A 23,602-nucleotide genomic window follows, 5' to 3' on the forward strand; every position below is an offset into this window, starting at 1 on the left:
CGTAAATGAAGAAATGGACAATTGAAGATTCGAAAGAACTCTACAACATTAATGGTTGGGGTACTTCGTATTTTGACATCAACGAAAAAGGTGACGTCTTTGTAACTCCATGCAAGGACAATGTACAAATCGACCTCCGTGATGTCATGGATGAATTGGCGCTACGCGATGTGACGCCACCGGTATTGCTTCGTTTCCCGGACATCCTTGACAACCGTATCGAAAAAACGGCTAGCTGTTTCGCCAAAGCTAAAAAGGAATATGACTTTAAGGCAGAAAACTTCATCATCTATCCGATTAAGGTTAATCAGATGCAACCTGTCGTAGAGGAAATTATTTCTCATGGCCGCAAGTTTAATCTAGGTTTGGAAGCAGGCTCTAAACCCGAACTTCATGCAGTCATCGCTGTACAGTGTCAAAGCGACTCACTAATTATTTGTAACGGATATAAAGATGAAAATTATATCGAATTAGCTTTATTAGCCCAAAAAATGGGCAAGCGAATCTTTATCGTTATCGAAAAACTAAACGAACTGGAGATTATCGCTCGAATTGCTAAACGACTTCATGTAAAACCAAACATCGGTATCCGTATCAAATTGGCATCTTCTGGCTCTGGTAAATGGGCAGAAAGTGGTGGTGATGCTTCTAAATTTGGTCTTACCTCTTCAGAATTGCTCGAAGCACTCAATATGCTTGATGAAAAAGGCCTACACGACTGTCTACGCCTTATTCATTTTCATATTGGTAGCCAAATAACCAAAATTCGTCGTATTCAAACGGCTCTCCGTGAAGCCTCACAGTACTACATCAATCTTCACAAAATGGGCTACAATGTAGATTTCGTAGACTGTGGTGGTGGTCTTGGTGTAGATTATGACGGAACCCGCTCATCTAACAGTGAAAGTTCTGTAAACTACTCTATTCAAGAATATGTAAATGACTGTGTATACACCTTTGTAGATGCAGCCAACAAGAATAACATACCACATCCTAACATCATTACGGAAAGTGGAAGAAGTCTTGCAGCTCACCATTCTGTCTTGGTCATCGATGTATTGGAAACAGCATCGTTGCCAGAAATGCCAGAGGAATTTGAGGCTAAAGACAACGATCATCAACTGGTAAAAGACTTGTATGAGATTTGGGATAATCTGAGTCCTCGTACGATGCTTGAAAATTGGCACGATGCAGAACAGATTCGAGAAGAATGTTTGGAATTATTCTCACATGGTATGGTTGATCTCAAAACTCGTGCTGAAATCGAATCCATGTATTGGAGTGTCTGCCATGAGATTAATAGTCTTTCTAAAGGACTCAAGCATGTACCTGATGAATTGAGAGGTCTCGATAAATTGCTGGCAGATAAATACTTCTGTAACTTCTCTCTGTTCCAAAGCCTACCAGACAGTTGGGCTATAGACCAGCTTTTCCCAGTCATGCCTATACAACGTCTTAACGAACGTCCTTCACGAAATGCGACATTACAAGATATCACTTGTGATAGCGATGGTAAAGTTGCCAACTTCGTTACTAACGGTCATGTGGGCCAGGTATTACCTGTACACTCATTAAAGAAAAACGATCCATATTATTTGGGAGTTTTCCTCGTGGGCGCTTATCAGGAAATTTTGGGCGATATGCATAATCTCTTCGGTGACACGAATGCTGCACATATCACCGTGAAAAATGGTCAATACGAAATCAATCAGATTTTCGATGGTGAAACAGTTGAAGAAGTACTCGAATACGTTCAATACAACCCGAAAAAACTCGTACGACAACTAGAACAATGGGTTACGAAAAGCGTAAAACTTGGTAAAATTTCGCTTGAAGAAGGAAAAGAATTCCTCAATAATTATCGTTCGGGACTCTATGGATATACATATCTAGAATAAATATATAATCAGACCTCGAACAAGAGGCCTGATTTTTTATATTCCTTACTACTATGAAACAGAAAATTACAGTCGTTAAAGTTGGTGGAGCAATTGTAGAAGATCCACAAAGTCTTGATCAGCTGCTTCAGAATTTTGCAGCCATCGAAGGTCCTAAAGTTTTAGTTCACGGTGGTGGCAGAAGAGCTACCAAAGTCGCTACATCATTAGGCATAGAAAGTAAGATGGTTAATGGGCGTCGCATTACCGACGCAGAAATGCTTGAAGTAGTAACCATGGTTTATGGTGGACTTGTCAACAAGAATATTATTGCCCAACTTCAGTCTAAGGGAGTTAACGCATTAGGCCTAACTGGTGCAGATATGGATGTTATACATAGCCATAAACGCCCACAAAAAAACGGCATAGATTATGGGTTTGTAGGCGATGTAGAACATGTTAATGGGTTTGCACTTCGTAATATCATCGAACAAGGTATTACTCCTGTCATGGCACCCTTAACCCATGATGGTAAAGGCAACATGCTGAATACTAACGCAGATACCATTGCCTCAGAAACCGCTAAAGCTCTCGCCCGCTTTTATGATGTAACACTAATTTACAGCTTTGAGAAAAAAGGTGTTCTCAGCAATCCTGAAGATGATGAAACCGTGATTCCAACAATTACACGTCAAGATTTTGAGCAATATGTTGCTAATGGTACTGTAGCCGGTGGCATGATTCCTAAATTAGAAAACGCACTTGCTGCAGTAGACAGTGGTGTGAGTCAAGTTATTATCACACTGGCTTCAGCCATCGATGGCAAACATGGCACTATTATAAAGAAGTAACACCTTCTTAAACGTTAATGAATATTAAATTTGAGAAGAAAGTATGATTTACTGTAACTTTCTTGAAACACAATCGTCAGTTAATATAGAGGCAAGATGAAAAATATCAGTTTCCGTAACGATGTATTGCCGTTGAAGAATATACTTTATCGGCTAGCTCTTCGAATCACACTTAACCGTGCAGAAGCTGAAGACATTGTACAGGATACGCTGATTAAGGTTTGGAATAATCGAGATAAATGGGACAAAATAGAATCAATAGAAGCTTATAGTTTAACCATTGCTCGAAATTTGGCTCTTGACCGAAATAAGAAAATGGGAAATAACAATCCATCTATTGATGAGGAACAAGTAGACAATACAGACCATGCATCTAATCCTTATGATGAAATAGACCGAAAAGAAAAGGTTAACATCATCAAAAAATTAGTAAACGAATTGCCAGAGAAACAACGAAGTTGTATGCAACTTAGAGACTTTGAAGGCAAATCGTATAAAGAAATAGCCGAGATTCTGGCCATTACTGAAGAACAAGTAAAAGTAAATATCTTCAGAGCTAGACAGGCAATAAAAAAAAGATTTCAAGAATTTGACAAATATGGATTATAAGTACATCAATCAACTTTTAGATCGCTATTGGAAGTGCGAAACTTCTCTTGAAGAAGAGAAAATACTTCGTGCCTTCTTTAGTCAAAAGGATGTACCAGCAGAACTGGAAACTTATAAAGAACTGTTTATTTATGAACAGAATGAAAAGGTTACAGATGTGCTGGATGATGACTTTGACCAAAAGATGATGACTCTTATTGATAACAACGAGCATATTGCTCATCTGCACAAAGCTCGATTTGTTACCATTTCAAACAACTTGAAGCCTTTATTCAAGGCAGCTGCTATAGTAGCTATATTCCTGACTTTAGGAAATGCATCTCAAGTAGCGTTTAATGAAGAGGATGAAATCATCAATACTGGCACCACAGAACAACTCTATAAGGGAGCTTCTGTAGCCATGGGTGACTCTGCCGTTATCGATAGCATGCAGCATAGCAGTATCGAAACAACGACTGCAGCCGAAAACATACTAAAGTAGATTATTTCTATGCTTTCTCTATAAAAATCATTTTTTAGTAAAACAATTACTTGAAACTGTGAAGTTTCTATTCTCTCAAATTTTTCATAACATACTAACGTAAAGCCCCGCCACTCTGTCGAGAGTTGCGGGGCTTTTTTCCTGTCAATCGCTTACAACATACTGTTGCCATATGCCATTATCGCAGGAAACTTTACAGTTGGTCTGCAGATTTCATACGAGTAGCAAGCTGAAACAAACTCGGAATAAAGACACATAATGAGAACAAAAGTCCTTCCACCATCATCTTTTCACTACCATGAAACAGATCTATCAGTTTACCATCCTGCATCTTTGGCATTAAATTAAACATGACATAAGCGACACTATTATTAATCCAATGTAAAACAACACCAGGAATTATACTATTGGTACGATAATACATCCATCCCAACAAAATACCCACAGAAAAAGCAAAGACAAACTGAACCAAATTACCATGGACTGCGCCAAACATTAAAGCTGAAACCAATATAGATACCCAATAATATTTCTTAGGGAATATTTTTAATAATGCATTGAGAATAGCTCCCCGAAATACCACTTCTTCTGCTAAAGGAGCCAATACACCTATTGCTATAAAACCCCAAGGTTCTTTCATCACACTCTCAAAAATCTTAGTATATGTTGGATCCATTGTCAACTGTAACTTCTCCATAATCCATTCCGATGGCAATATCAGTCCAAAAGATAACAATACAGTCCATATAATAACTGCCCAAGGTCGTGTTTTCAAATAAGAAAGAGAAAATGGAAACCACTTCAAACGTATAAACAACAGAATAGTCAAAGCACTACTCAAAACTGTACTTATAGCTAATGCTTCTCCGTAAATACCACTAGCCATACCATTAACGACATTTGCATAACCAACATTCTCAAATTGATTATATATCAAAGCAACAGCTAACTGAACAAACAGCTGTATCAAAACAAAGACAATAGCATATAATATGCTATCAAGTATACCTTTAGTCGACTTTTTCATAAAACAATATTAATCTTTATCCAATTTATCATTTACAACACGCTTATCATTCTCTAACTGAGCTTTCAAAGCTTCTACACTTTCAAATTTTTGCTCTGTGCGAATAAAATGCATAAAACTTACAGATACTCGCTTACCATATATATTGCCCGTGAAATCGAAGATATTTACCTCATACGAGCGCTTTAAGCCACAGAATGTGGGACGATTACCAATATCCATCATACCACGATATACTCTACTGTCACCCTCAATGTGAACTAAAACAGCATAGGCGCCATTAGCGGGTATTAACTTTTCACAGGCTGAAAGGTCAATATTAGCCGTAGGGAAACCTAAACGACGACCTTCTTGAAAACCACAAACAACCTCACCTGTAAGAGAATAAGGATAACCTAGACAGGCATGAGCCTCTTCAACCTTACCCTCATACAGCATTTTACGAATTACCGTAGAACTTACGTTTACCTGCTGCAATTGAAAAACAGAGGTATTAATAACCTCAATACCTAACTGTTTACCATACTTTACATAGTCATTAAATCCCTCTTCCCGATTATGACCAAACCGATTATCATAACCAATATAAAGTTTCCTCACATGCAACTGATCGCGAAGCACTTTTTCCATAAAATAAAAAGCCGACATACTTGCAGTTTGCTGATCAAAACGAAGCAGCCCACAAGTATCCACACCTAAACCTGCCAATAAATTAAGTTTCTCATCGAGGGTACTCAACATTTCAGGCTGATAATCCTGATGCAACACCTTACGTGGATGACTTTCGAACGTGATAACCATAGACTTAAGTCCACACTTTTTTGCCTCATCAACGACATGATGAAGTAGAAACTGATGCCCACGGTGCACACCATCAAAAAAACCTATAGTAGCTACACAAGGTAAATCAGATACGTGTCTAGCACTAATATGAATAATATTCATTTTCGATGAAACCGTATTAAATCTTCAACCAATCATCTGGATGCTCATTCCAAAATGTCTGAATACCCAATTCGCGCGCAGCAGCAATATTTGCCTCATTATCATCAATAAACAGAGTTTCTTCTGCTTTAATACCTGCATCAGCTAGCACAGTTGCAAAAATATCTTCCTGAGGCTTAATCTTATGAAGTTCATAAGATAGATAAATTTCATCGAAAAAATCCTGAGCTATCCAGCGCTTATAAGGGAATAATTCCTCTGCGCAATAATTCCAATGCATTTCATTGGTATTACTTAACAGGAACAATCTAAACCCTTTATCATGCAACTCGAGCAATCTCACCTTCTTTTCATTCGGAATAACCGTAAGCAACCGATTCCAAGCCCAAACAATATCTTCATCACGAACGTTGCACGATGCAATACGTCTTACCTCATTGCAAAATTCATGCTGAGAAATATTACCAACTTCTGTATCATAAAACAAATCCTCTGTACGATGATCTTCTATATACTGAGCTATTTGGGGAGCACCTATCGCTTTAAAAGCATCAATACAACGCTGATCATCAAGCCCAACTAAGACTCCCCCCAAATCAAATATAATATTTTTTATCAACATCTTATTTTTTATCTATATATCGTTGAATTAAACGTATGCCTTCACCAATCCACATGACAAGCGATGTAGAAGCAATTATAATCCCCCATTCCATCGCTGTAAGCGGTACCGTACGAAACATTTTACCACCAAAAGTAACTATCAACCATTGGCCCAATAAAATAATGCAAAGCACCAAGGCCAATCCCTGATCTGCATATATTCTTCTAAATGCAGAAAAATGGCTTCCAAAACTCTTCGCATTAAAAAGATTCCAAAACTGAAGCATGACAAATACGGTAAAAAACATGGTCAGCTCTCGTATATCCACTCCCGCACCATGATATTCACAATATACCAAAAAGGTCAGCATTAATACGAAAAAGACTAGTCCCCATGACAATATATATTTTGCCATTTTTGGAGATATAATAAAGTCATTACGATCACGTGGTCTGTCTTTCATCACCTCACGAGAAGGAGGCAATGAAGCAAGAGCCATAGCGGCAAATGTATCCATAATCAGATTTACCCATAGTATCTGCGTTACAGTAAGAGGCATTTCCGTACCCACTAAAGAACCTCCCAGTACCAATAACAAAGCTGTTAAATTGACCACTAGTTGGAAAAAGAGGAATCGCTGTATATTCTTATACAGTGAACGCCCCCACATGACAGCATTAGCAATGCTTCCAAACGAATCATCAAGCAAGGTCATATCAGAAGCAGATTTAGCTACAGATGTACCAGAACCAAGAGATAATCCCACATGTGCATAATGTAAAGCAGGAGCATCATTTGTGCCATCACCTGTTACAGCTACCACTTCACCGCGTTTTTGAAGCATCTGCACTAGGCGCTGCTTATCAGTAGGACGTGCTCTTGACATAATACGAATCTCAGTGGCACGCTGATAGGCATCCTCATCGCTCAAAGCTGCCCATTCAGGACCTGTTATCGAATATCTAACGTCTTTGCTATTTTCGTCAGCAGCAAACAAACCTATCTGCCTACCTATTTCTGCAGCCGTTGCAGTAGTATCACCCGTAACGATTTTCACCTCAATACCAGCTTCCTGACAGCGCTTTACGGCCTCAGGTACATCCTCGCGAACTGGGTCAAATATTTCACATATTGCCACTAACTCCTTACCTATAGCAAAAGCAAGTGTACGCATAGCCTTTTGCTGATATTCCAAAAGCTTCGTTTCCACTTTTTCCCTCATTTCATCGGAAATTTCACACATACCGATAACAATTTCTGGAGCACCTTTAATAAATTGATATGTTTTGCCCTCCCAAATAACATCAGTTTCCATATATTTTTTTTCTGTAGAGAATGGTACTTGATGCTCAACAGGAATAGTTTGACGAATCTTACGATAATCTATTTGTTTTGTCTTCAGCCAACTTAACAGAGCCACCTCTGTAGGATTACCGATACCTTTATCACCATCAAGATTAGCTGTTGTATTCAGGGCAATTCCAACATTCAACAATTCACTTGTTTCTGATACATTTTTATCCTTCATATGGAGAATTACCATATCACTAACGGTCATCTTATTTTGAGTTAGTGTACCTGTTTTATCTGTACAAATTACAGTAACAGCCCCCATCGTTTCACAAGCATGTAGTTTACGTACTAGATTATTCGACTTTAACATGCGACGCATATTCAAGGCCAAAGCAAGGGTAACAGCCATAGGAAGACCTTCTGGCACAGCCATGACTATCAGTGTAACACTCATCATAAAATACCCAAGTACCACCTCAGCCATTTTCAAGTAATCACCAGAATGCCATACAGATTGAGTTAAGATATCATGAACCAAAAATATCAAAAAGGCCGCTACAGCTACACCGGAACCAATTTTAGATATCATTGAAGCCAATTTATCCAACTGTACATTCAGAGGTGTCTTAGTATTCGTCTCTTCAGTTGATTTTTGTGCCACTTTACCGATCTCCGTATAATCACCGACGGCCACAACTTCAAATACACCACGTCCATTCATAACCATAGTAGAACGCAAAAGAAGATTCTTAGGATAAGTTGCATCACCAAAATCTCCGGTTTCATCGAGAACATCCTTATTAATAATAGGCTCACCTGTTAAACTTGATTCATCTATTTGTAAATCTGTCGACTCAAGAAGTATTCCATCAGCAGGAACCTCATCACCAACCTCTACTAACACGACATCACCAACGACGACTTCATGTCTGGCAATTTCAATAACATGATCGTTACGACGAACCTTTACCATCTGATCATCATTCATTGCCGTTAACAAACCAAATTTTTTAGCAGCATCACGTTCAAAATAGAAACCGATAGTAGTAGCTAAAATAACAGCAATAAAGATTCCGATAGTTTCTACAAAATCATTCTCCAGGAAAGCCATAATCAAAGATATGGCAACAGCAACAAGAAGTATTTGGATTATCGGATCACGATATTTATCAAGATAAAGCATCCAAAGAGAAGTCTTTCGAGGTGGAGTAAGTCGATTAGAGCCATACTTTGCTCGACTATCGGCTACTTGCTGGTCGTCAAGACCTGGATTATATGATTCTTTTTTCATCTTCTACTTTTAATAATGGAATATAGTAAATGCAAAGATACTCAAAATCAATCTATTTACATCAGCAATCAATAATATTTAACGTCTCCCAACTATTGTATTCAAGAAGAACTAAAAAATTTTAGATTGTAAATGATAAACGAAAAAGGTGCACCATTCGGTACACCTTTTCATTCGCATTACAATTGAAGTAACTATGCATTCGCTTAACCTATATTCGCATCAAACATCTATTGTACAAACTTAAATTGAAATTATTACATAAATTCGATCCGCTATTGTATCAAATCACCTAATTCTTAATTGGACTACAAAAATACGATATGATAAAAAATATATATAGGAGAAATCGTCATCATGATATGAATAATTACCCATAAAAAATTACATACACCATTTTCTCCCTTAAAATTAACCAAATATACTATATATTCGACTCAAATTAAGATCATGAAAAAGAACTTTTATTATTAGAACTAAGCGCCAAAATAAAATAATCACCGTCAATATACTACACTAAAACAAAAAAAATACTTACATTTAATGAAAAATACACATTTCTAGCCTAAATATTTGGATATTAAAGATAAAAAGATTATCTTTGCACCCGAAAATAAAAATACAAATATTGGACTTGTAGCTCAGTTGGTTAGAGCAACAGACTCATAATCTGGAGGTCCTAGGTTCAAGCCCTAGCTGGTCCACACTGAAAATCAGCAACTTAAGACGATTCTTAGGTTGCTGATTTTCTTTTAGGGAAAACAATGGGAAAACACTTCTTCCTTGATACGTCCCTGATATTTCGTTTATCTTGACACCAAAATAGGGCGGGAAAACAAGTGGGAAAACAGATCATGGGGTATCAAGAAGGCATTGAGGAAAGAATTCAGAAAATCGATGTGAGAATAAAGGAAAAAAGCATCCTATGCTTAACTGACAAGTAAATCAGATTAGGCACAGATGCTTCTTTACAGATTATAGGTAATAGACCCAACTAAGTGTTTCAAGCAATAGGTTTACCAGTTTCAGGAAGACTGCCGATAAAGTCAAGAATTGCGCCGATAAATTGAAGGACCCTCTGGAGTCCTCGTGCGGTATTTCTACCTCCACCCTAATATAGAAAGATTATAGTAAAATTTCAAGATTATAGTACAAATATCTAAAAAATTTCAGTACTACTCCGGAATAAGGTCGTTAGACTTGATACAATATTCTAAAATATCTTCAGCAGCTAATGCCCCAGCTTGTTTGGTAATGACTGCATTCTTTAATTCTATTGAAGAATGGCGTGGAATAATACGAATGTCTCCTAAGAGAACAAATTTTTTGTCTACATCGCTATCACCTGCCGTAATAAACCTTTCATCTTTATAAATACCTTGTAAATACTTCACAGCGAGAGATTTATCCAAAGCAAGAGGAATGATATAAATCTTTCGTCCTTGCTTGGATATTTTGTAGTCATCGGGAACTACACTAAGGATGCCATCTGCATAACGTTTTGAAGATTGAGCATCCTGGAAGATCAGAGTTAAGAAAGAATCTCTATTACTTTTCACTTGTTTAATTGGAATCTCAAATTTTTCTACAAAGCGAAGGATTTTTGAGCGAAGAGCCGCTATTTTATCAGTTTCGATGATTGAATGCATATGTCTATCCCAATCTTTATCTAAGAAGCCTTCTCTGATAATGGAAAAACCATTATCACAAACGACAATGGGTGTTCTTCCTTCGCGAACGAAAGACACCCTTGATGTCTGCTCCCAAGACCTAAGTGTGCACGGCACAAGATGAAAGCTGCGAACAGTCAATAGCATATCTAACATATTAAAAGCCCGATCCGTCATATACGTTATAGGCCTTCCATCTAAATATTCTACACATACACCCTCGTCCTGGTGCGAGTATATCAGTGTGCTGTCAAGATCGGAAATGAGAAACATGATTCTACTTCAATAGCGTTATACATTCGTAATTCATAGTGTCATATTGTCTTACTTCGACTCCTCTTTTCTTTGCCATAAACAGGACAAAGGACAAATCCCGATTGGATGGATTCTTGACAAGTACGATGTATGGCTTCCTTCTGATGAGAGCACGCGAAGATTCGCCGATACTCAGTTTCACCTTGTTGATGTTTGCCAAAGGAAAATCTCGGGCCAATCGCTCAATAACCTCTCCAACTGGACTTTCTCCCTGAATAGAATTAGGACAGATGTTGTCCCTTGAAAAGCAATGCTCTATCGCGCTCAAGAAGAAATTCGTCATATCATCCTCCCTGAAATTGTCGTATCTCACTGCTCCATGGAAATCATTCGGTCCAATATAACTGTTATTGAGGATAGTGCGGCTAACAAGTCCACTGACAGTGGAGTTGAGACAGGCATTTGGAATACACACATCATTTCTTGTCCCTACAAATTCAGCCACATGTGCGGGGTCTGCAAGCACGGCAAGGCAGTCACTGATGGAGGTGCCACAATCGCTATTGTATGCCTTAATATCCTTCTTGAGTTCACTTGAAATGGAGCCCTTGCCCGTCCATCCGTCTACAAACACCATCCGACCTTGAGGATGACGCCTCAAGATGTAGTTGAGAGCATTTCGGTCTATGCCCCGTCCACGGATGATAGAGATGCTGTAATGCGGCAAAGGGATGTTGTATTTGAAGATGATATACCGGCGAATCAGAGCTCCGACAGGTGAACCGGCTCGTGCCAATGAGACAATGACAACGTTCTCACCAAACCGTCGGAGTATTTCCTCAGAGACTGTAGCGACGTATCGGGCGATATCTGAGGCATGAAGCGAAACCATCGACTTGAAGATATCGTTAATTTCCATGGGCAGAGGCTCCTCCTCAGTTATCATTTCTGAATAGCTATGTCCCTCGGCTATCAGACTTTCTTTCTCGTCGAAAGGTGTAAAAGGGATGATGCCTGTAAGATCCTTCAGCAGGAAAAAGCAGTCGTCATCGCGAAAAGAGCTCTTCATCATAAATCGTAAATTCTGAGTTTATTACACAAGTGAGCATGAAAAGGCGTGTCAGCAAGCAGAATCACATTGTCAAACTCTTCTGCCTCCTCTCGGTTGTAGAAATGATATCGCACGCCTCTGTCCATGAATGTCTCCGCATCCTTTATTATTTGTTCGTCTACGAATATGGGAGTTCTCGATGTGGTCTTGAACATTACGCTGAACCCTGCTTCCTGCAACTTGGCGGCTACTCTCGAAGGAATGTAGATATTCTCTCCATGTCCAAGCACGAGAACAGTATTGCCTTGCAGATCCTCAGCGATACGGTTGGCGGCACGTTGGGAGAGCGTTTCTATCTGTTCGATTTCATCATGAGAGATACCAAATCTGCCAGAATGGACAAGATATGGAAGAGGACCATCCGTAGTCATAACCATGCGCCTTGGGAATACACTCGTCGCTTTCGAAGGAATGTCATTCTCCACCATTGTTATAGGCTTGTTATGATACACCACGTGATCTTCTTCAGTAATTTCACCAGTTACAAGCGCGTGGACATGTATCCGGACGCCATGGCGCAATGCAAAGTCATTAAATGCTTGCCGATCGGCATTTCGTCGCCAGTCTAATATCGTCAGAACCGAGAACCTACGTATACTGCTTTGACCGACAAGTTGCTCTATGAGATGCAACATCGAGTGTCCCGTCGTTATCTCGTCATCGACCAAGACGACTTCATCGTAGTCATATAGACAGATGGAATCGCTGAACATCGAATGGCTCGGCGCATGACTATGAGACTCCTCAAAGGACAAAATCTGCCGCAATCCGATGACAGGTTCACGTGTTGTAGCGATATAGTCAGCGCCGTTAATGGCAGAAGCCACCGACAGTCCGAGCGCCGTAGCTGTTTCACAAAAGCCTATGACCAGAACCCTGTGGCCATCATCACTGTATAGCGACGCTAACCGAGCGCCAGTATCCTTCACTGTGCTCGGTTTCACAGCGAGATGCTTACCCAGCAGCTTACTGATAAAGAGGAAACTGCGCTTCGTGTTGTTATCTCTCTTGCCAACGACAAACATGTCGTCGATAGGTATATTCAGGGTATTGCTAACGATTCTGTACATATTCTCAGATGATAACATTTTTCTCCACTACTCCAAAGATTTCGGCTTTCGCCATCACTTTTGTAGCCCAACTGCGGTGAGGGTTGGTCTCATTCATCCTGTTTCCATTCACTCCGGCAAAAACGCCGCCATGAGAATGCAAGATATTGACAGCGTCCTGATATTCATCGTAATCCACGATATATGCCTTGTTGACTGCCTCTATCTGAGAAGGATGGATAATAGTCTTGCCGTGAAAGCCATTCTGGATATCCAGTGACAGTTCATGCTTCAAGCCTTTGATCTCGGGAGAATTTTCATTCCAGGAGTAATACTCCCAAACAGGTCCTGAAACGACGAAGTTGTTCTCATCGCGCAAGAAAAAATTAAGTATATCTTTCAGACAGTCTGCCACCACTTTAATATCGTATATCGTCGTGTCCAACTGCCGCCGAAGGCCATAGATGGACGAGAAGTCCGTTCCTCCGACACGCACATTCAGCACCCGCGAATAGTTTTCCTCCAAAATGCATCTGATATCCGATAGCTCTTGGAAGCGTGACTCCTTATACATTGCTTTCCTGTCTTCGATGATTGGCATGGCATAGAGCGTGGCTCCGCTGCGCCGGATAAGTTCGTCAAGGATTCGGAAGTACTCTCGACCATTGGCACTATTAAATTTTGGGAAGCAGAAGCCGCAGACCGTGCTCAACTGTTCATCGGAAAGTACTGACGAGAACGACATGAACTGCTCAGTATTCCTTACCCTGATGAAAACGAGAGGCAGACTGTCCTTTCGCCCATATTCATATATTCTGCTCAGAAGCTTTTGCACATCCTTCTCTGCCTCTGGCAGTTGCTCGTCCGAGATGGCATCCTCCATACAAAGCGTAATGGAGCCCAAGTCGCCGAAGGCCCCATTAGATAGTTTCCTGAAAATATCATGCTGAGTGGCTGGCATATAGAGATTTGCTCCCACAGCATATTGCAGCGTTTCCTTGGGAGTATATTTGTTGAACTCTGCCGGCTCCTTATAAAATTTTAAATTGTTCTCCTTTATAAAGTATCTCATTAAATTACAACATCAGCCTAACCAATACAACAATTATGAGAGCATATAATCCTGCTAGGACGTCATCTAACATAACACCCCATCCGCCCTCAACATTTTGATCTATCCAACGGCATCCCAGAGGCTTGAATATATCAATAATACGGAATGCAGAAAAGCCTAATACAGCGAGTAGCAACGTATACTTGCCATAAGATGCTACCAATAGAGGAATCCATGTTCCAACAAATTCGTCTATATTCACCGTACGAGGATCCTTCCCCCAATATTTTTCCATAACGTTAGATGTCCACACTCCCACTAACGTTACAACAATAATAGTTATGAGTGTGGCAAGAAATAATGTCCTCTCAGGAAGAAACAGATACGCAATATACCATTCAACAAGAGCAAGCAAAGCTCCTGCCGTACCAGGTGCTACCGGGCAAAAGCCAGTACCCAAACCGGTAGAGATTATTACATGGAACCACGGAGCTTCGCCTAAAGGATGATTATTGTTATTACTCATAGCTTTTGATGTATTATCTCGGCCACTGATCGAAGTCAGCCTTAGCCTCTATTTTATTTTCTATGTTGTCAGGCAAAGCTGGGAAGAAATCATATCCTGTGATTCTTTCCACTTGATCTACGCTATTCACATAGTCACCCCATTCATGTCTACTGTCATCATTACGGAAAATGACACCGACAGCTTGCGGATTTTTACCAAGGCGCATAATAACTTTAAAAAATGCCTCCGGAACAGTAACTTTATGCTGACCAATCGTTTTATGTGTCTGACGGTATAATATAGGTCCACATACAATATAGAGATCGCCATATTGATTAGCCCATTTACGGCAGTGTTGTTCTATACTGTTCCAGCTACCTACATTGAGAGAATGTGCTTGAGGACATATATTAGTCATCAAGAAAGACTGTTCCATGGCCTCCTTATCCCACTTGTTATCACCTGCAGGACACATATGTCCACGATCGTAGCCAGATTGAATATAATCATATGTGTTAACACGAGGCTCTGGTATATCGTCATCCTCATGGAATTGTATTCCTCCCCGTTTGTAAGGACCATCGGTGTGAGATGCGGATAGATGCCATGCCACCCAGTTAGGTATGAGGGTCTTTGGATTATAAGAAACGGTATACCCTCTTCTGTGTAAGATTATCTCACCAGACTTTTCCCGAAGAGCAGGAATTTCGTAGCGTTCACCATTATCACTAACCTGGTCTATCTCATTTGCTTGGTTAGGTTGAGTATTACCAATCTCTTTAGAGTTGCCACTTTGCTGGGTTTCATTTACACTACTATATTTCTCTTTGCCCTTACCCTGATTACAAGATACAATAGGCAGAGAGATGGCAAGTACTATCAACCATTTTGAGAAAACTTTAATATTCATAAGCTTTAATACTTTATCAATTTTCATCTACGAAGGAGCTATGCGTATTGCGTGCTTAATGACATCATCACATACTCTCCTCTGAATCTAAAATTTTATAACGGTCTATCACCATAAGTAGCCTTTAAATCATTAAGATAGTTAAGGACTGAGTCATTACTTCCAGAACGTTTTACCATAAGCACATGACAACTACGCCATCCTTGTCTCTTCAGATATCTTTCTACCTCCCCATAAGAAGGATCATGGTCACACTGAAAATGGAAATCATTAGGCATCTTGCTTATAACAGTATTTCCATCTGTCCAAATGCAATAGTAACTGAGGCCACGTCCAAAGCCATCACCACCTCTATTTTCACCCCGATTTGAAGACTGAGAAGATGATGTTAAAGATGATATTGATCTTGATCCCGCCCTACTACCAGAGGCGCCCAATGCTACCAAAATGACAATTGCTATAATGAATAGCAACATTAAAGGGAGTAAGGCCCCTATGACTAATCCTACAGCCCAATCTTGACCTTTCGGTGCATAGTAATCAGCCAGAGCCAATAAAATCAGATAGAGAATCAAGAAACCTGGCTTACAAATTTCATAAAAGAAAGTATCAATAAAATTTCCAGAGTCCTTAAAGATAAGACCAAGGATAATAATTACAATTGCTGCTCCTATTGCAGAGTAAAGTCCATTCCTATAATTTTCAGCCTCACTATTCAGGAATTTAGAGATCGGATAACTAAGGCTAAATAAAAGACTGATGATTAAAAGGAACATGTCACTATTACCTGAGCCAAAGAATACCAAATAGAGGGCTGCAGCTTGTGCTATTATTCCCACCCACTCTGCTATTTTAAATATCTTTTCCATTCCAGAAAATTTAGTGATTAAAATGTAATTAAACAAAGTGCTATATCCACAAAAAGAATATAGCACTTTGAAATATTAAGCTTTACCAACAACCCTCTTCAGTTGATGCCAAATCTCACGCACCCAGAGGACGCATGAAGAGCCCACGAGGATAATAATCCAGTCGTCGAGCCTCAAGCCACCTTTCGCCACATTGAAGAACTCCTGGAGACCGGGAATCTCGGTCATAGCAATCTGTCCAAGAAGGATGATCGTGGCTATTGTGAGCAGTCCCTTGCATCCCTTGAAGTGAAGAGCACTTCTATTGGTCTCAAAGGCACGGGCACAGAAGAGATAGAAGAAGTGAGTCATCACGAAGATCGTAAAGAAGAGCGACAACTCGTAAGGCGACAAACCGTTGGCTTTTCCAAGGTGGACATGCAAAAGATCGGTAAGCCGCGTAATGTCAGAATGCTCAAAGACATAAAGCAGCACAAGCAACATCACGAAGAAGAAACCTCCCACGCCGAAGATGTTCTCGCACATTGTCCTGTTGAGGATGAATGCTTTGCGGTCGCGTGGCTTGTCCTTCATCACGCTCTCCGAAGGAGGCAACGATGCAAGAGCCATTGCAGCGAAAGTATCCATAATCAGGTTCACCCAGAGCATCTGTGTTACCGTAAGCGGACTCTGCGTGCCCATGAAAGCACCAAAGAGTACTATGAAGCAAGCTGCCACATTCACAGTAAGCTGGAAGAGGAGGAACCGCTGAATGTTCTGATAGAGCGAGCGTCCCCACATCACGGCTTTACCGATACTCGTAAACGAATTATCGATGATAGTGATATCCGACGCCTCCTTAGCCACCGAAGTGCCATCACCCATCGAGAGGCCTACATGGGCAGCTTTAAGCGCAGGAGCATCATTGGTGCCATCTCCAGTAACTGCTACGACTTGGTTCTTACGCTGAAGTGACTCCACGAGGCGTTTCTTATCCATAGGCCGAGCACGGGAGATAATCTTCAGATCGAGCACCCGTTTGTCAAGTTCATCATCTGAAAGTTGCGCAAACTCAGGTCCTGTGATGATGTTACGGTCAGTATCTTTGTCTGTCCACAAACCTATCTGGCGTCCTATCTCCTTTGCAGTGCCAGAGGTATCACCCGTAACAATCTTCACATTGATGCCAGCGTCCATACATTCGCGTACGGCATCCGGCACTTCTACACGCACTGGGTCGCTGATGGCAACGATACCCTCGAATGTCAGATTCTTAGCTACGACTTTACCGTCAGCGATGGTCTTGTCTCCGTCGTCAAGTATCTGATAAGCAAAGCCCAGTGTACGCATAGCCTGGTTCTGATAGTCATGGAGTTGCTTGGCAATCTCTTCGTTCTTCACGTTGCCCTCCACCTGCTTGCAGAGAGACAGCACTATCTCCGGCGCGCCTTTCACATAGAGTATCTTTTTCTGTGGTAGCAGCGATGATTCCACGACCGTTGCCATATATTTTCGTTCGGTAGAGAAAGGCAGTTCGGCAAGTATCGTTGCATCCTCCCTCAACTCACGGTAGTCCACATTATTATTATGTAGCCACAGGAGCAAAGCACCCTCGGTAGGATTGCCAAGGGCAGAGATGGCATTCTTGTTGGAGAAGTCGAGAGAGGCCGTAGAGTTCACGGCAATGCCTTCTTCGAGCAGTTTGCTCTCTTGGGAATCGCTGAGTTTCTGATTGTCAAGCCCATAGAAGCGAGTATCGTACACCTGCATCTGATTCTGGGTCAGTGTACCGGTCTTATCGGTGCAAATCACTGTCGTGGCGCCCATCGTTTCGCAGGCATGCATCTTGCGCACGAGGTTATTTGTCTTCAGCATTCGCTGCATACTGTAAGCCAAGCTCAAGGTGACTGCCATAGGAAGTCCTTCAGGTACAGCTACAACGATCAGCGTGACAGCTATCATCAGCGTGTCGAGAGTATAGGTGATGAGGTCAGCCACCTGCTTGTCCGGTGTGAGCACGTTGAAGAAATATGTCACCATAGCCATGAGTATGACGAAGTAGGCAATGATGGAGACTGTGACAGCCTGCCATTTCCAGTCGTCAAACTTCTTGATAACGAGATAGAAGAAGATGGCAGTAGGGATGATCAGGGTGAGGACTATTGGCGCCCAGTCAAAATAGACCATCAGTTTGCCCACGATGATCAAGGCCGCAAAGACGTAGCTCACCTTCGTGATGAGATCGGCTAGGCCATCGAGTTGCTCGTTGAGCGGCGTGCGGACACTGTTATCTATCTGCGCTGCCTCAAAGACTTTACCATTCTCAGTCTTGTCTCCAACAGCCTCCACTTGGAAAATGCCGTGGCCGTCCATCACCTTTGTGCCACGCAGTACTTGATTGGTAGGATAGGTGGCATCCTTTTCAAATTCCTCCTCACGGGTGCTCTTGCGGCGCGGGAAGGTTTCACCAGTGAGTGTAGATTCGTCCACGCTGAGACTGACACTCTCGAGCAGTCTGCCGTCAGCAGGAATCTCCTCACCGGTAGAGAGCACAACAATATCACCAACTACAATGTCTTTCTTGGGAACCATAGTGGCATTACCATTGCGGATCACCTCCACGAGCTCATCATCATTGACCTTATTAAGAATTGAAAACTGCTTGTCAGCTTTTAATTCAAAAATAAATGCAATGCCCGTTGCCAGCAGTATAGCCACGAAGATGCCGACAGGCTCGAAGAAAGTCTCCCAACTCTTACCCAGCCCGAAATATTCATAACATGATATACCTACCGATAGGAAACCAGCTATGAGCAAAATGATAATCAATGGATCGGTAAACTTCTCTAAGAATTGTTTCCAGAGAGGATCCTTTTCTGGTGGTGTGAGAATATTCACGCCATACTTGGCACGGTTTTCTTGCACCTGTGCCTCAGTCAAGCCAATGTAGTGGTGTTTTTGTTCCATGTACTTAATGTTAATTAGCAGAACTTTGCGGCATAGATGCCGAGAAGCTCCTCAAGTCCTCCATTGACACCGAGCCCAAGAGCCTCGAAATGCCATGTGGAGCCATCACGATAAAGACGACCAGCCTGAACGCCAGTCTCATTGGTGAAGTCCTCGCCAAGGTTGAAGCGAGCAATTTCTTCCTGCGTATCCTGGTCGTAGACACGGATAAAACTGTTGTGCACCTGACCGAAACTCTGATGGCGCTCTTCGGCTTCGTGGATTGTTGCTACAAAAACAATCTGCTGCACACGCGGGTCTACGAGAGTAACGTCTACAAACAAAGTCTCGTCATCACCGCCATCACTGGAATCTCCTGTACGATCATCGCCTGACGACATAACAGCTCCATCAGGTGAAGACGGATTATTGTAGAACACGAAAAATGGCTCATCTACTATCTGACCATCTGCGCCAAGCATGAATGCTGACGCATCAAGATCGAAAGGCTGACCATTATCGTCCGGGTCCCATCCAAGGCCAACTCCAAGATGCTCTGGACCATTAGATTCGGGAACCACTATCGTTTCTTCTTTCTTCTTCAGATTAATCATATTCGAAATAGCATTAAATTAGAATAGCCATCTCAGCACAGCTACCACGATTATCGCAAATCCGATAATGCGACATAGACGTGCAAAAGCTTGTTTCTTTTTCTTTCTTTTAAAGCGGCCGTCAAACAGCCCCGGCACTGCCAGGGCTATTATCAGGCCTATTACAATTGACAATACAGGTATTTCGCTCATCTTTTAGGGATTAATGAACATAACCTGCTTTATGCATTCTGTTTACCTCACGCTGAATCTCTGCATAGCGGCTTCCAAGAAGATGGCGGCGCTGAGGATCATTGCCGTATTTGCCATCCCAGACCTGCTGAGCAGCTTCGCGAACAGAAGATGGGATATCTGCAGAGGAAGCACTTGTGTTTGCTGTGCCTGCTGGCTGACTGGCTTTAGACTCAGAAGCCTTTGCTGGCTGAGTGAGCTGATCGCCCTCAGTAGCAGAGTTATCAGCTGATGAGCCACCCTGTGAAGGTGAGATCTCTCCGCCATTATTCTGGCCAGATTCATTCTGCCCTGCCGATGGAGCCGAAGTTTCGTCAGGGGTTTGAGCAGTCTGGGTAGAATCAGAACCATTTTTCGTGGAGTCTGAAGCCACTTGCTCCGTAGGCTCATTGGCTGTGGTACCCTTATCCCTGTTGGAATACCAGATGCCGGCAATCACAAGAATTGCGACTACTATCGCGGCTATAATCCATTTACCTTTTCCAGAACCGCCATTAGACGGCTGCTCATCCGTGGAAGAGGAACCTTGAGGACCAGAAGTAGAAGGCTTCTGAGTAGGCTTAGTTGACTTTGGCTCTGGCTTAGCGTTCAGCTGAGTCGACTTTGACTTTTCTTCCTTGCCAAGATTTATCTTCGGCTTACTCGTAGTTTCACTCTTCTTAGGCTCGCTCTTCGGTTCGTCATCGTCTTTTCCAAGATTGAATTTCGGTTTGCTGTCGCCTTTTCCGAGGTCAAACTTAGGCTTGTCGCCACCTTTTCCAAGGTCGAACTTGGGTTTGTCACCACCCTTCCCGAGGTCGAACTTAGGCTTGTCGCCGCCCTTTCCGAGATTGAACTTTGGCTTCTCACCGCCCTTGTCAAGGTTGAAGCCGCCTTTCTTTTCTTTATCTTCTGCCATAATCAATCGTTTTAGTTATCAACCAGCATAGATATCGATCAGTCCTTGCATGCCACCCATGTAGCCCTGTCCTGTAGCCTGGAAATTCCAGTCACCATTCTCGTCACAGAGAAGACTGCCTGCAACGACTGCTGTCTCCTGAGAGAAGTTTTCGTTAAGGTTGTAACGGCAGAGTTCCTCGTTGTTCTCCTCATTGATGATGGAGATGTATGGGTTGCGGACACTACCAAATGTTGTACCCTGAGTGTCGCCATTATAAATGGTAACGCAGAATACAATCTCGGTTACGCTCGGGTCTACCTTATTAAGGTCAACCGACATTTCCTCTGATGCATCTTCACCTTCGTCTTCGTCTCCTAAATCATCAAGAGATCCCAAGACGGAGCCATCAGCAGACATAGGGCGGGTCTTAGCTCGCCAGTTCTTCTTATTGAGGAACTTCTGACGGTCGAAGGGCTGCTCACGGTTCTCTGAATTGTAGAAAACGAAATCTGCATTGTTCTGGATGGTTCCATCCGAACCAAGTAGGAATGCGCACGCATCAAGATCGGCGCCAGATTTCCAACCGAGTTCTACTCTGATCTTGCTCAGACCTGACTCCTTACTGAGATTGAAGGTCTGTCCTTTGTTCAAATTAAATCTTCCCATAATTTTAAGATTTTGGTTATTTATTTAGTATTTTTATTCTTCCATTCATCTGCACATCGAAGTTGTGAATGTTTGCGGCATGAAACTTCGCGAGCAGATCTTGCAAGTTCTTAATAGCCACTGACTTCGGCGACTTGTAGGAATCGGAGATAGCAGCAGCAAACAACTTCCGAGCTTCCACCATTGACAGTCCACTTACTTGTTTGGCAGGTTGTGGAGTTCCATTGATCGGTCTACTTATGTGAGAAGCTGCCGGGCGGACTACCCTCGCAGTTCTGTTCATACCAGGCAGTGGTGGAGGTGTATGTGGCTGTTTGGGCTTTTCCTGGCTCTGTCGACTTTGCGCCTCGCACAGTGCCCGGTCTAGCTTTTCCAACCATTCCTGGATGTCGAAAGAACTTTTTTGCAGCAACCGATCTTTCTCCAACTGTATTTGCTGGATAGCATTCTCAGGAATAATCCTTGAAGCAATGCGCAGTATGTTCTCAATTCTCCTAACATCAGATTGTGGCAGTGACTCCTTCGCCTTTGGCTTCGAGGCGTTCTGGTCATGAGTATTGGTACTACGAGACTGAGAGTTGACCGTTGAGCGTTGTCTCAGATTCTCCTTCGCCAGTTTAACCTTGCCAAGATAAACCTTCAAATCTGTAGGAGCAGGAGTTATCTCCATCAGTTCCTGCTCAATCTTCATCAGCTCTATCTGCGCATTTTGCGGAGTCATCAGTGCTGCTTCGCGCAAAGCTCTGTTGACCTTCGCCTTCAGTTTATCGTCAAGAGGATGACCGGTTGGAGCCACACTTGCCGAGGTACCGAACAGGAAGTCTTTGGCTATGGCTTCATTCAGAATGCTTGCCAATGTTTTCTGATAGCCATTGTCGCTGTCGACTATCACTTCGGGACCCACATTGCGGAGGTTAGTCAGGAAGTAGTCACTCGCAGAGACTGCCCCGCAAGCGATGATAGCACAATCCTGTTCGGCTATATTCAGTTGCGACATGAAGTTCTGAATACTTCCTCTAATGGCCACATCAATACCAACGGACCTTCCCTCGAGCTGGTTACGGCTCAAGTAGACTATTCTCTCTACGCCATCGCTAAAGACAACAGGATCGTTGAATTCTATCCTTGAGCTCTGCAAGAACGTCGCAGCTACACGCCTCAGAATATCAGTCTCATTTTCTCTTACGAGGGCATAACTCTGATAGCCAAGCGACTGCCACATCAGATCAACGGCATAGTCTATCCGCGGATCCACGCCCTTACCTTGTAGAGGCAAGGTGCGAAGAATCGTTTTCTGTTTCACATCAATGGCATCCACATAGAGGTTGCTTCCTTCTGCAAACACTGTCAGGGCATACTTCTTCCTGTCGAGTTTGTGTTCACCACAGAGTCGTTTCACAATCTCGCTACCAAAGTCCCAAACCGCCAGATTAACGAATCCGCCATCGTAGAACGATTTGCGTACGAACAATCTGTCGTTGATCTCTATGTCTGAATGCAAAAGAAAGATCAGAGGCATGGAACTGATGTTGGCTTCCAGTCCGCCCTTAGCGCGCACGAGGATACGGTCGAAGAAATCATCGAGATACTTCTTCACCGCCACGAGCAGCAGTTCGTTCATGCCCATGGTGATACCACGACACACGAAATTTCCTTTCTGCTTCACCACGTCGAAGATATCCTTCCACGCACAGGGATTATGCTTCTCGGCTTCCTCCAGAGCATACTGCCCTATCTGCAAGTCATTGCCCTGGCAATAGATGGCCAGAGGCAACGACTCGCTTTTCTCGTCGAAGGGAAGGAAGAATCTCCCTGCGTCATCGCGGTAGTAGCGGAAGGAGAGCCTGCTACGGGATAGTTCTATCAATACAGCATACTTCAT

21 protein-coding genes, 1 tRNA gene and 1 pseudogene are annotated in these 23,602 nt (G+C 42.3%); 6 read left to right on the plus strand and 17 right to left on the minus strand.

Annotated elements, in window-relative coordinates:
• Positions 1 to 5 precede the first annotated feature (5 nt).
• From speA to L6471_RS13705, 4 genes are all read left to right on the plus strand, one after another.
• On the plus strand, positions 6 to 1,898 hold the full coding sequence (gene speA / locus L6471_RS13690) for a biosynthetic arginine decarboxylase (RefSeq protein ID WP_006282734.1): 1,893 nt from the start codon (positions 6 to 8) through the stop codon (positions 1,896 to 1,898).
• Between the two features lie 53 nt (positions 1,899 to 1,951).
• The gene (gene argB, locus L6471_RS13695; protein ID WP_237797449.1) at positions 1,952 to 2,728 is read left to right on the plus strand and encodes an acetylglutamate kinase; all 777 of its coding nucleotides are present in this window, start codon (positions 1,952 to 1,954) and stop codon (positions 2,726 to 2,728) included.
• Between the two features lie 96 nt (positions 2,729 to 2,824).
• Complete coding sequence (locus tag L6471_RS13700) at positions 2,825 to 3,337, plus strand: RNA polymerase sigma factor (RefSeq protein WP_006282736.1); 513 nt, start codon at positions 2,825 to 2,827, stop codon at positions 3,335 to 3,337.
• Positions 3,327 to 3,818, plus strand: a complete 492-nt coding sequence (locus tag L6471_RS13705; RefSeq protein ID WP_074614398.1) for a pyruvate ferredoxin oxidoreductase — start codon at positions 3,327 to 3,329, stop codon at positions 3,816 to 3,818. The genes L6471_RS13700 and L6471_RS13705 overlap by 11 nt, the downstream gene beginning before the upstream one ends.
• 193 nt (positions 3,819 to 4,011) lie before the next feature.
• Here the strand turns inward: L6471_RS13705 and L6471_RS13710 are convergent, their stop codons facing one another.
• The 4 genes from L6471_RS13710 to L6471_RS13725 are packed head-to-tail and all read right to left on the minus strand — an operon-like array spanning position 4,012 to position 8,978.
• Positions 4,012 to 4,845, minus strand: coding sequence for a CPBP family intramembrane glutamic endopeptidase (locus L6471_RS13710; protein WP_006282738.1), 834 nt, complete (start codon positions 4,843 to 4,845; stop codon positions 4,012 to 4,014).
• Positions 4,846 to 4,854: 9 nt separating this feature from the next.
• Positions 4,855 to 5,790, minus strand: a complete 936-nt coding sequence (locus tag L6471_RS13715; RefSeq protein ID WP_237797450.1) for a bifunctional riboflavin kinase/FAD synthetase — start codon at positions 5,788 to 5,790, stop codon at positions 4,855 to 4,857.
• Between the two features lie 16 nt (positions 5,791 to 5,806).
• Entirely contained in the window at positions 5,807 to 6,412 is a 606-nt protein-coding gene (locus L6471_RS13720; RefSeq protein WP_006282740.1) for an HAD family hydrolase, read from the minus strand.
• A gap of 1 nt (position 6,413) precedes the next feature.
• Complete coding sequence (locus L6471_RS13725; protein WP_237797451.1) at positions 6,414 to 8,978, minus strand: calcium-translocating P-type ATPase, PMCA-type; 2,565 nt, start codon at positions 8,976 to 8,978, stop codon at positions 6,414 to 6,416.
• A gap of 630 nt (positions 8,979 to 9,608) precedes the next feature.
• On the opposite strand from L6471_RS13725, the gene L6471_RS13730 reads away from it, so the two are divergent.
• Positions 9,609 to 9,682: transfer RNA gene (locus L6471_RS13730), tRNA-Ile, on the plus strand.
• Between the two features lie 471 nt (positions 9,683 to 10,153).
• Here L6471_RS13730 and L6471_RS13735 read toward each other — a convergent pair.
• The 4 genes and pseudogenes from L6471_RS13735 to L6471_RS14285 all read right to left on the minus strand — a co-directional run.
• A complete protein-coding gene (locus tag L6471_RS13735; protein ID WP_074547991.1) occupies positions 10,154 to 10,921 on the minus strand; it encodes an HAD family hydrolase in 768 nt (255 codons plus the stop codon).
• 4 nt (positions 10,922 to 10,925) lie between these two features.
• Positions 10,926 to 11,975 (minus strand): cysteine protease StiP domain-containing protein, encoded by a 1,050-nt coding sequence (locus L6471_RS13740; protein WP_237797452.1) that lies wholly within the window; start codon positions 11,973 to 11,975, stop codon positions 10,926 to 10,928.
• On the minus strand, positions 11,972 to 12,442 hold the full coding sequence (locus L6471_RS13745; RefSeq protein WP_237797453.1) for a TRSP domain-containing protein: 471 nt from the start codon (positions 12,440 to 12,442) through the stop codon (positions 11,972 to 11,974). The genes L6471_RS13740 and L6471_RS13745 overlap by 4 nt, the downstream gene beginning before the upstream one ends.
• A 105-nt stretch (positions 12,443 to 12,547) precedes the next feature.
• Positions 12,548 to 12,988: pseudogene (locus tag L6471_RS14285) on the minus strand (phosphoribosyltransferase domain-containing protein); the annotation flags it as partial.
• Between L6471_RS14285 and L6471_RS14145 the strand changes: the two are divergent.
• The gene (locus L6471_RS14145) at positions 12,965 to 13,096 is read left to right on the plus strand and encodes a hypothetical protein (protein ID WP_262500634.1); all 132 of its coding nucleotides are present in this window, start codon (positions 12,965 to 12,967) and stop codon (positions 13,094 to 13,096) included. The pseudogene L6471_RS14285 and the gene L6471_RS14145 overlap by 24 nt on opposite strands.
• On the opposite strand, the gene L6471_RS13750 is transcribed toward L6471_RS14145, so the two are convergent.
• From L6471_RS13750 to L6471_RS13790, 9 genes are all read right to left on the minus strand, one after another.
• Positions 13,089 to 14,135, minus strand: a complete 1,047-nt coding sequence (locus tag L6471_RS13750) for an HpcH/HpaI aldolase/citrate lyase family protein (protein ID WP_074547996.1) — start codon at positions 14,133 to 14,135, stop codon at positions 13,089 to 13,091. The two genes, L6471_RS14145 and L6471_RS13750, sit on opposite strands and share 8 nt — an antisense overlap.
• A gap of 4 nt (positions 14,136 to 14,139) precedes the next feature.
• Positions 14,140 to 14,643, minus strand: coding sequence for a phosphatidylglycerophosphatase A family protein (locus tag L6471_RS13755; protein ID WP_074547998.1), 504 nt, complete (start codon positions 14,641 to 14,643; stop codon positions 14,140 to 14,142).
• A gap of 13 nt (positions 14,644 to 14,656) precedes the next feature.
• Complete coding sequence (locus L6471_RS13760; RefSeq protein WP_074548219.1) at positions 14,657 to 15,535, minus strand: DNA/RNA non-specific endonuclease; 879 nt, start codon at positions 15,533 to 15,535, stop codon at positions 14,657 to 14,659.
• A 95-nt stretch (positions 15,536 to 15,630) separates the two neighbouring features.
• Positions 15,631 to 16,404, minus strand: a complete 774-nt coding sequence (locus L6471_RS13765) for a hypothetical protein (RefSeq protein ID WP_074548000.1) — start codon at positions 16,402 to 16,404, stop codon at positions 15,631 to 15,633.
• Positions 16,405 to 16,479: 75 nt separating this feature from the next.
• Positions 16,480 to 19,350, minus strand: coding sequence for a cation-translocating P-type ATPase (locus L6471_RS13770; protein WP_237797454.1), 2,871 nt, complete (start codon positions 19,348 to 19,350; stop codon positions 16,480 to 16,482).
• Positions 19,351 to 19,364: 14 nt separating this feature from the next.
• The gene (locus tag L6471_RS13775) at positions 19,365 to 19,943 is read right to left on the minus strand and encodes a TerD family protein (protein ID WP_083331664.1); all 579 of its coding nucleotides are present in this window, start codon (positions 19,941 to 19,943) and stop codon (positions 19,365 to 19,367) included.
• 202 nt (positions 19,944 to 20,145) lie between these two features.
• On the minus strand, positions 20,146 to 21,072 hold the full coding sequence (locus L6471_RS13780) for a hypothetical protein (protein ID WP_237797455.1): 927 nt from the start codon (positions 21,070 to 21,072) through the stop codon (positions 20,146 to 20,148).
• An 18-nt stretch (positions 21,073 to 21,090) separates the two neighbouring features.
• Positions 21,091 to 21,720, minus strand: coding sequence for a TerD family protein (locus tag L6471_RS13785; RefSeq protein ID WP_074548006.1), 630 nt, complete (start codon positions 21,718 to 21,720; stop codon positions 21,091 to 21,093).
• A 16-nt stretch (positions 21,721 to 21,736) separates the two neighbouring features.
• Entirely contained in the window at positions 21,737 to 23,602 is a 1,866-nt protein-coding gene (locus L6471_RS13790) for a hypothetical protein (protein WP_237797456.1), read from the minus strand.

The organism is Segatella bryantii (genome assembly GCF_022024215.1).
In the GTDB taxonomy this organism is placed as follows: domain Bacteria; phylum Bacteroidota; class Bacteroidia; order Bacteroidales; family Bacteroidaceae; genus Prevotella; species Prevotella bryantii.

Excerpts from the sequence above, each read along its gene's own strand:
- speA (WP_006282734.1), top strand. The coding sequence starts at position 6 with ATGAAGAAATGGACAATTGAAGATTCGAAAGAACTCTACAACATTAAT.
- argB (WP_237797449.1), top strand. The coding sequence starts at position 1,952 with ATGAAACAGAAAATTACAGTCGTTAAAGTTGGTGGAGCAATTGTAGAA.
- L6471_RS13700 (WP_006282736.1), top strand. The coding sequence starts at position 2,825 with ATGAAAAATATCAGTTTCCGTAACGATGTATTGCCGTTGAAGAATATA.
- L6471_RS13705 (WP_074614398.1), top strand. The coding sequence starts at position 3,327 with ATGGATTATAAGTACATCAATCAACTTTTAGATCGCTATTGGAAGTGC.
- L6471_RS13710 (WP_006282738.1), bottom strand. The coding sequence starts at position 4,845 with ATGAAAAAGTCGACTAAAGGTATACTTGATAGCATATTATATGCTATT.
- L6471_RS13715 (WP_237797450.1), bottom strand. The coding sequence starts at position 5,790 with ATGAATATTATTCATATTAGTGCTAGACACGTATCTGATTTACCTTGT.
- L6471_RS13720 (WP_006282740.1), bottom strand. The coding sequence starts at position 6,412 with ATGTTGATAAAAAATATTATATTTGATTTGGGGGGAGTCTTAGTTGGG.
- L6471_RS13725 (WP_237797451.1), bottom strand. The coding sequence starts at position 8,978 with ATGAAAAAAGAATCATATAATCCAGGTCTTGACGACCAGCAAGTAGCC.
- L6471_RS13735 (WP_074547991.1), bottom strand. The coding sequence starts at position 10,921 with ATGTTTCTCATTTCCGATCTTGACAGCACACTGATATACTCGCACCAG.
- L6471_RS13740 (WP_237797452.1), bottom strand. The coding sequence starts at position 11,975 with ATGATGAAGAGCTCTTTTCGCGATGACGACTGCTTTTTCCTGCTGAAG.
- L6471_RS13745 (WP_237797453.1), bottom strand. The coding sequence starts at position 12,442 with ATGGTGGAGAATGACATTCCTTCGAAAGCGACGAGTGTATTCCCAAGG.
- L6471_RS14145 (WP_262500634.1), top strand. The coding sequence starts at position 12,965 with ATGCTTACCCAGCAGCTTACTGATAAAGAGGAAACTGCGCTTCGTGTT.
- L6471_RS13750 (WP_074547996.1), bottom strand. The coding sequence starts at position 14,135 with ATGAGATACTTTATAAAGGAGAACAATTTAAAATTTTATAAGGAGCCG.
- L6471_RS13755 (WP_074547998.1), bottom strand. The coding sequence starts at position 14,643 with ATGAGTAATAACAATAATCATCCTTTAGGCGAAGCTCCGTGGTTCCAT.
- L6471_RS13760 (WP_074548219.1), bottom strand. The coding sequence starts at position 15,535 with ATGAATATTAAAGTTTTCTCAAAATGGTTGATAGTACTTGCCATCTCT.
- L6471_RS13765 (WP_074548000.1), bottom strand. The coding sequence starts at position 16,404 with ATGGAAAAGATATTTAAAATAGCAGAGTGGGTGGGAATAATAGCACAA.
- L6471_RS13770 (WP_237797454.1), bottom strand. The coding sequence starts at position 19,350 with ATGGAACAAAAACACCACTACATTGGCTTGACTGAGGCACAGGTGCAA.
- L6471_RS13775 (WP_083331664.1), bottom strand. The coding sequence starts at position 19,943 with ATGATTAATCTGAAGAAGAAAGAAGAAACGATAGTGGTTCCCGAATCT.
- L6471_RS13780 (WP_237797455.1), bottom strand. The coding sequence starts at position 21,072 with ATGGCAGAAGATAAAGAAAAGAAAGGCGGCTTCAACCTTGACAAGGGC.
- L6471_RS13785 (WP_074548006.1), bottom strand. The coding sequence starts at position 21,720 with ATGGGAAGATTTAATTTGAACAAAGGACAGACCTTCAATCTCAGTAAG.
- L6471_RS13790 (WP_237797456.1), bottom strand. The coding sequence starts at position 23,602 with ATGAAGTATGCTGTATTGATAGAACTATCCCGTAGCAGGCTCTCCTTC.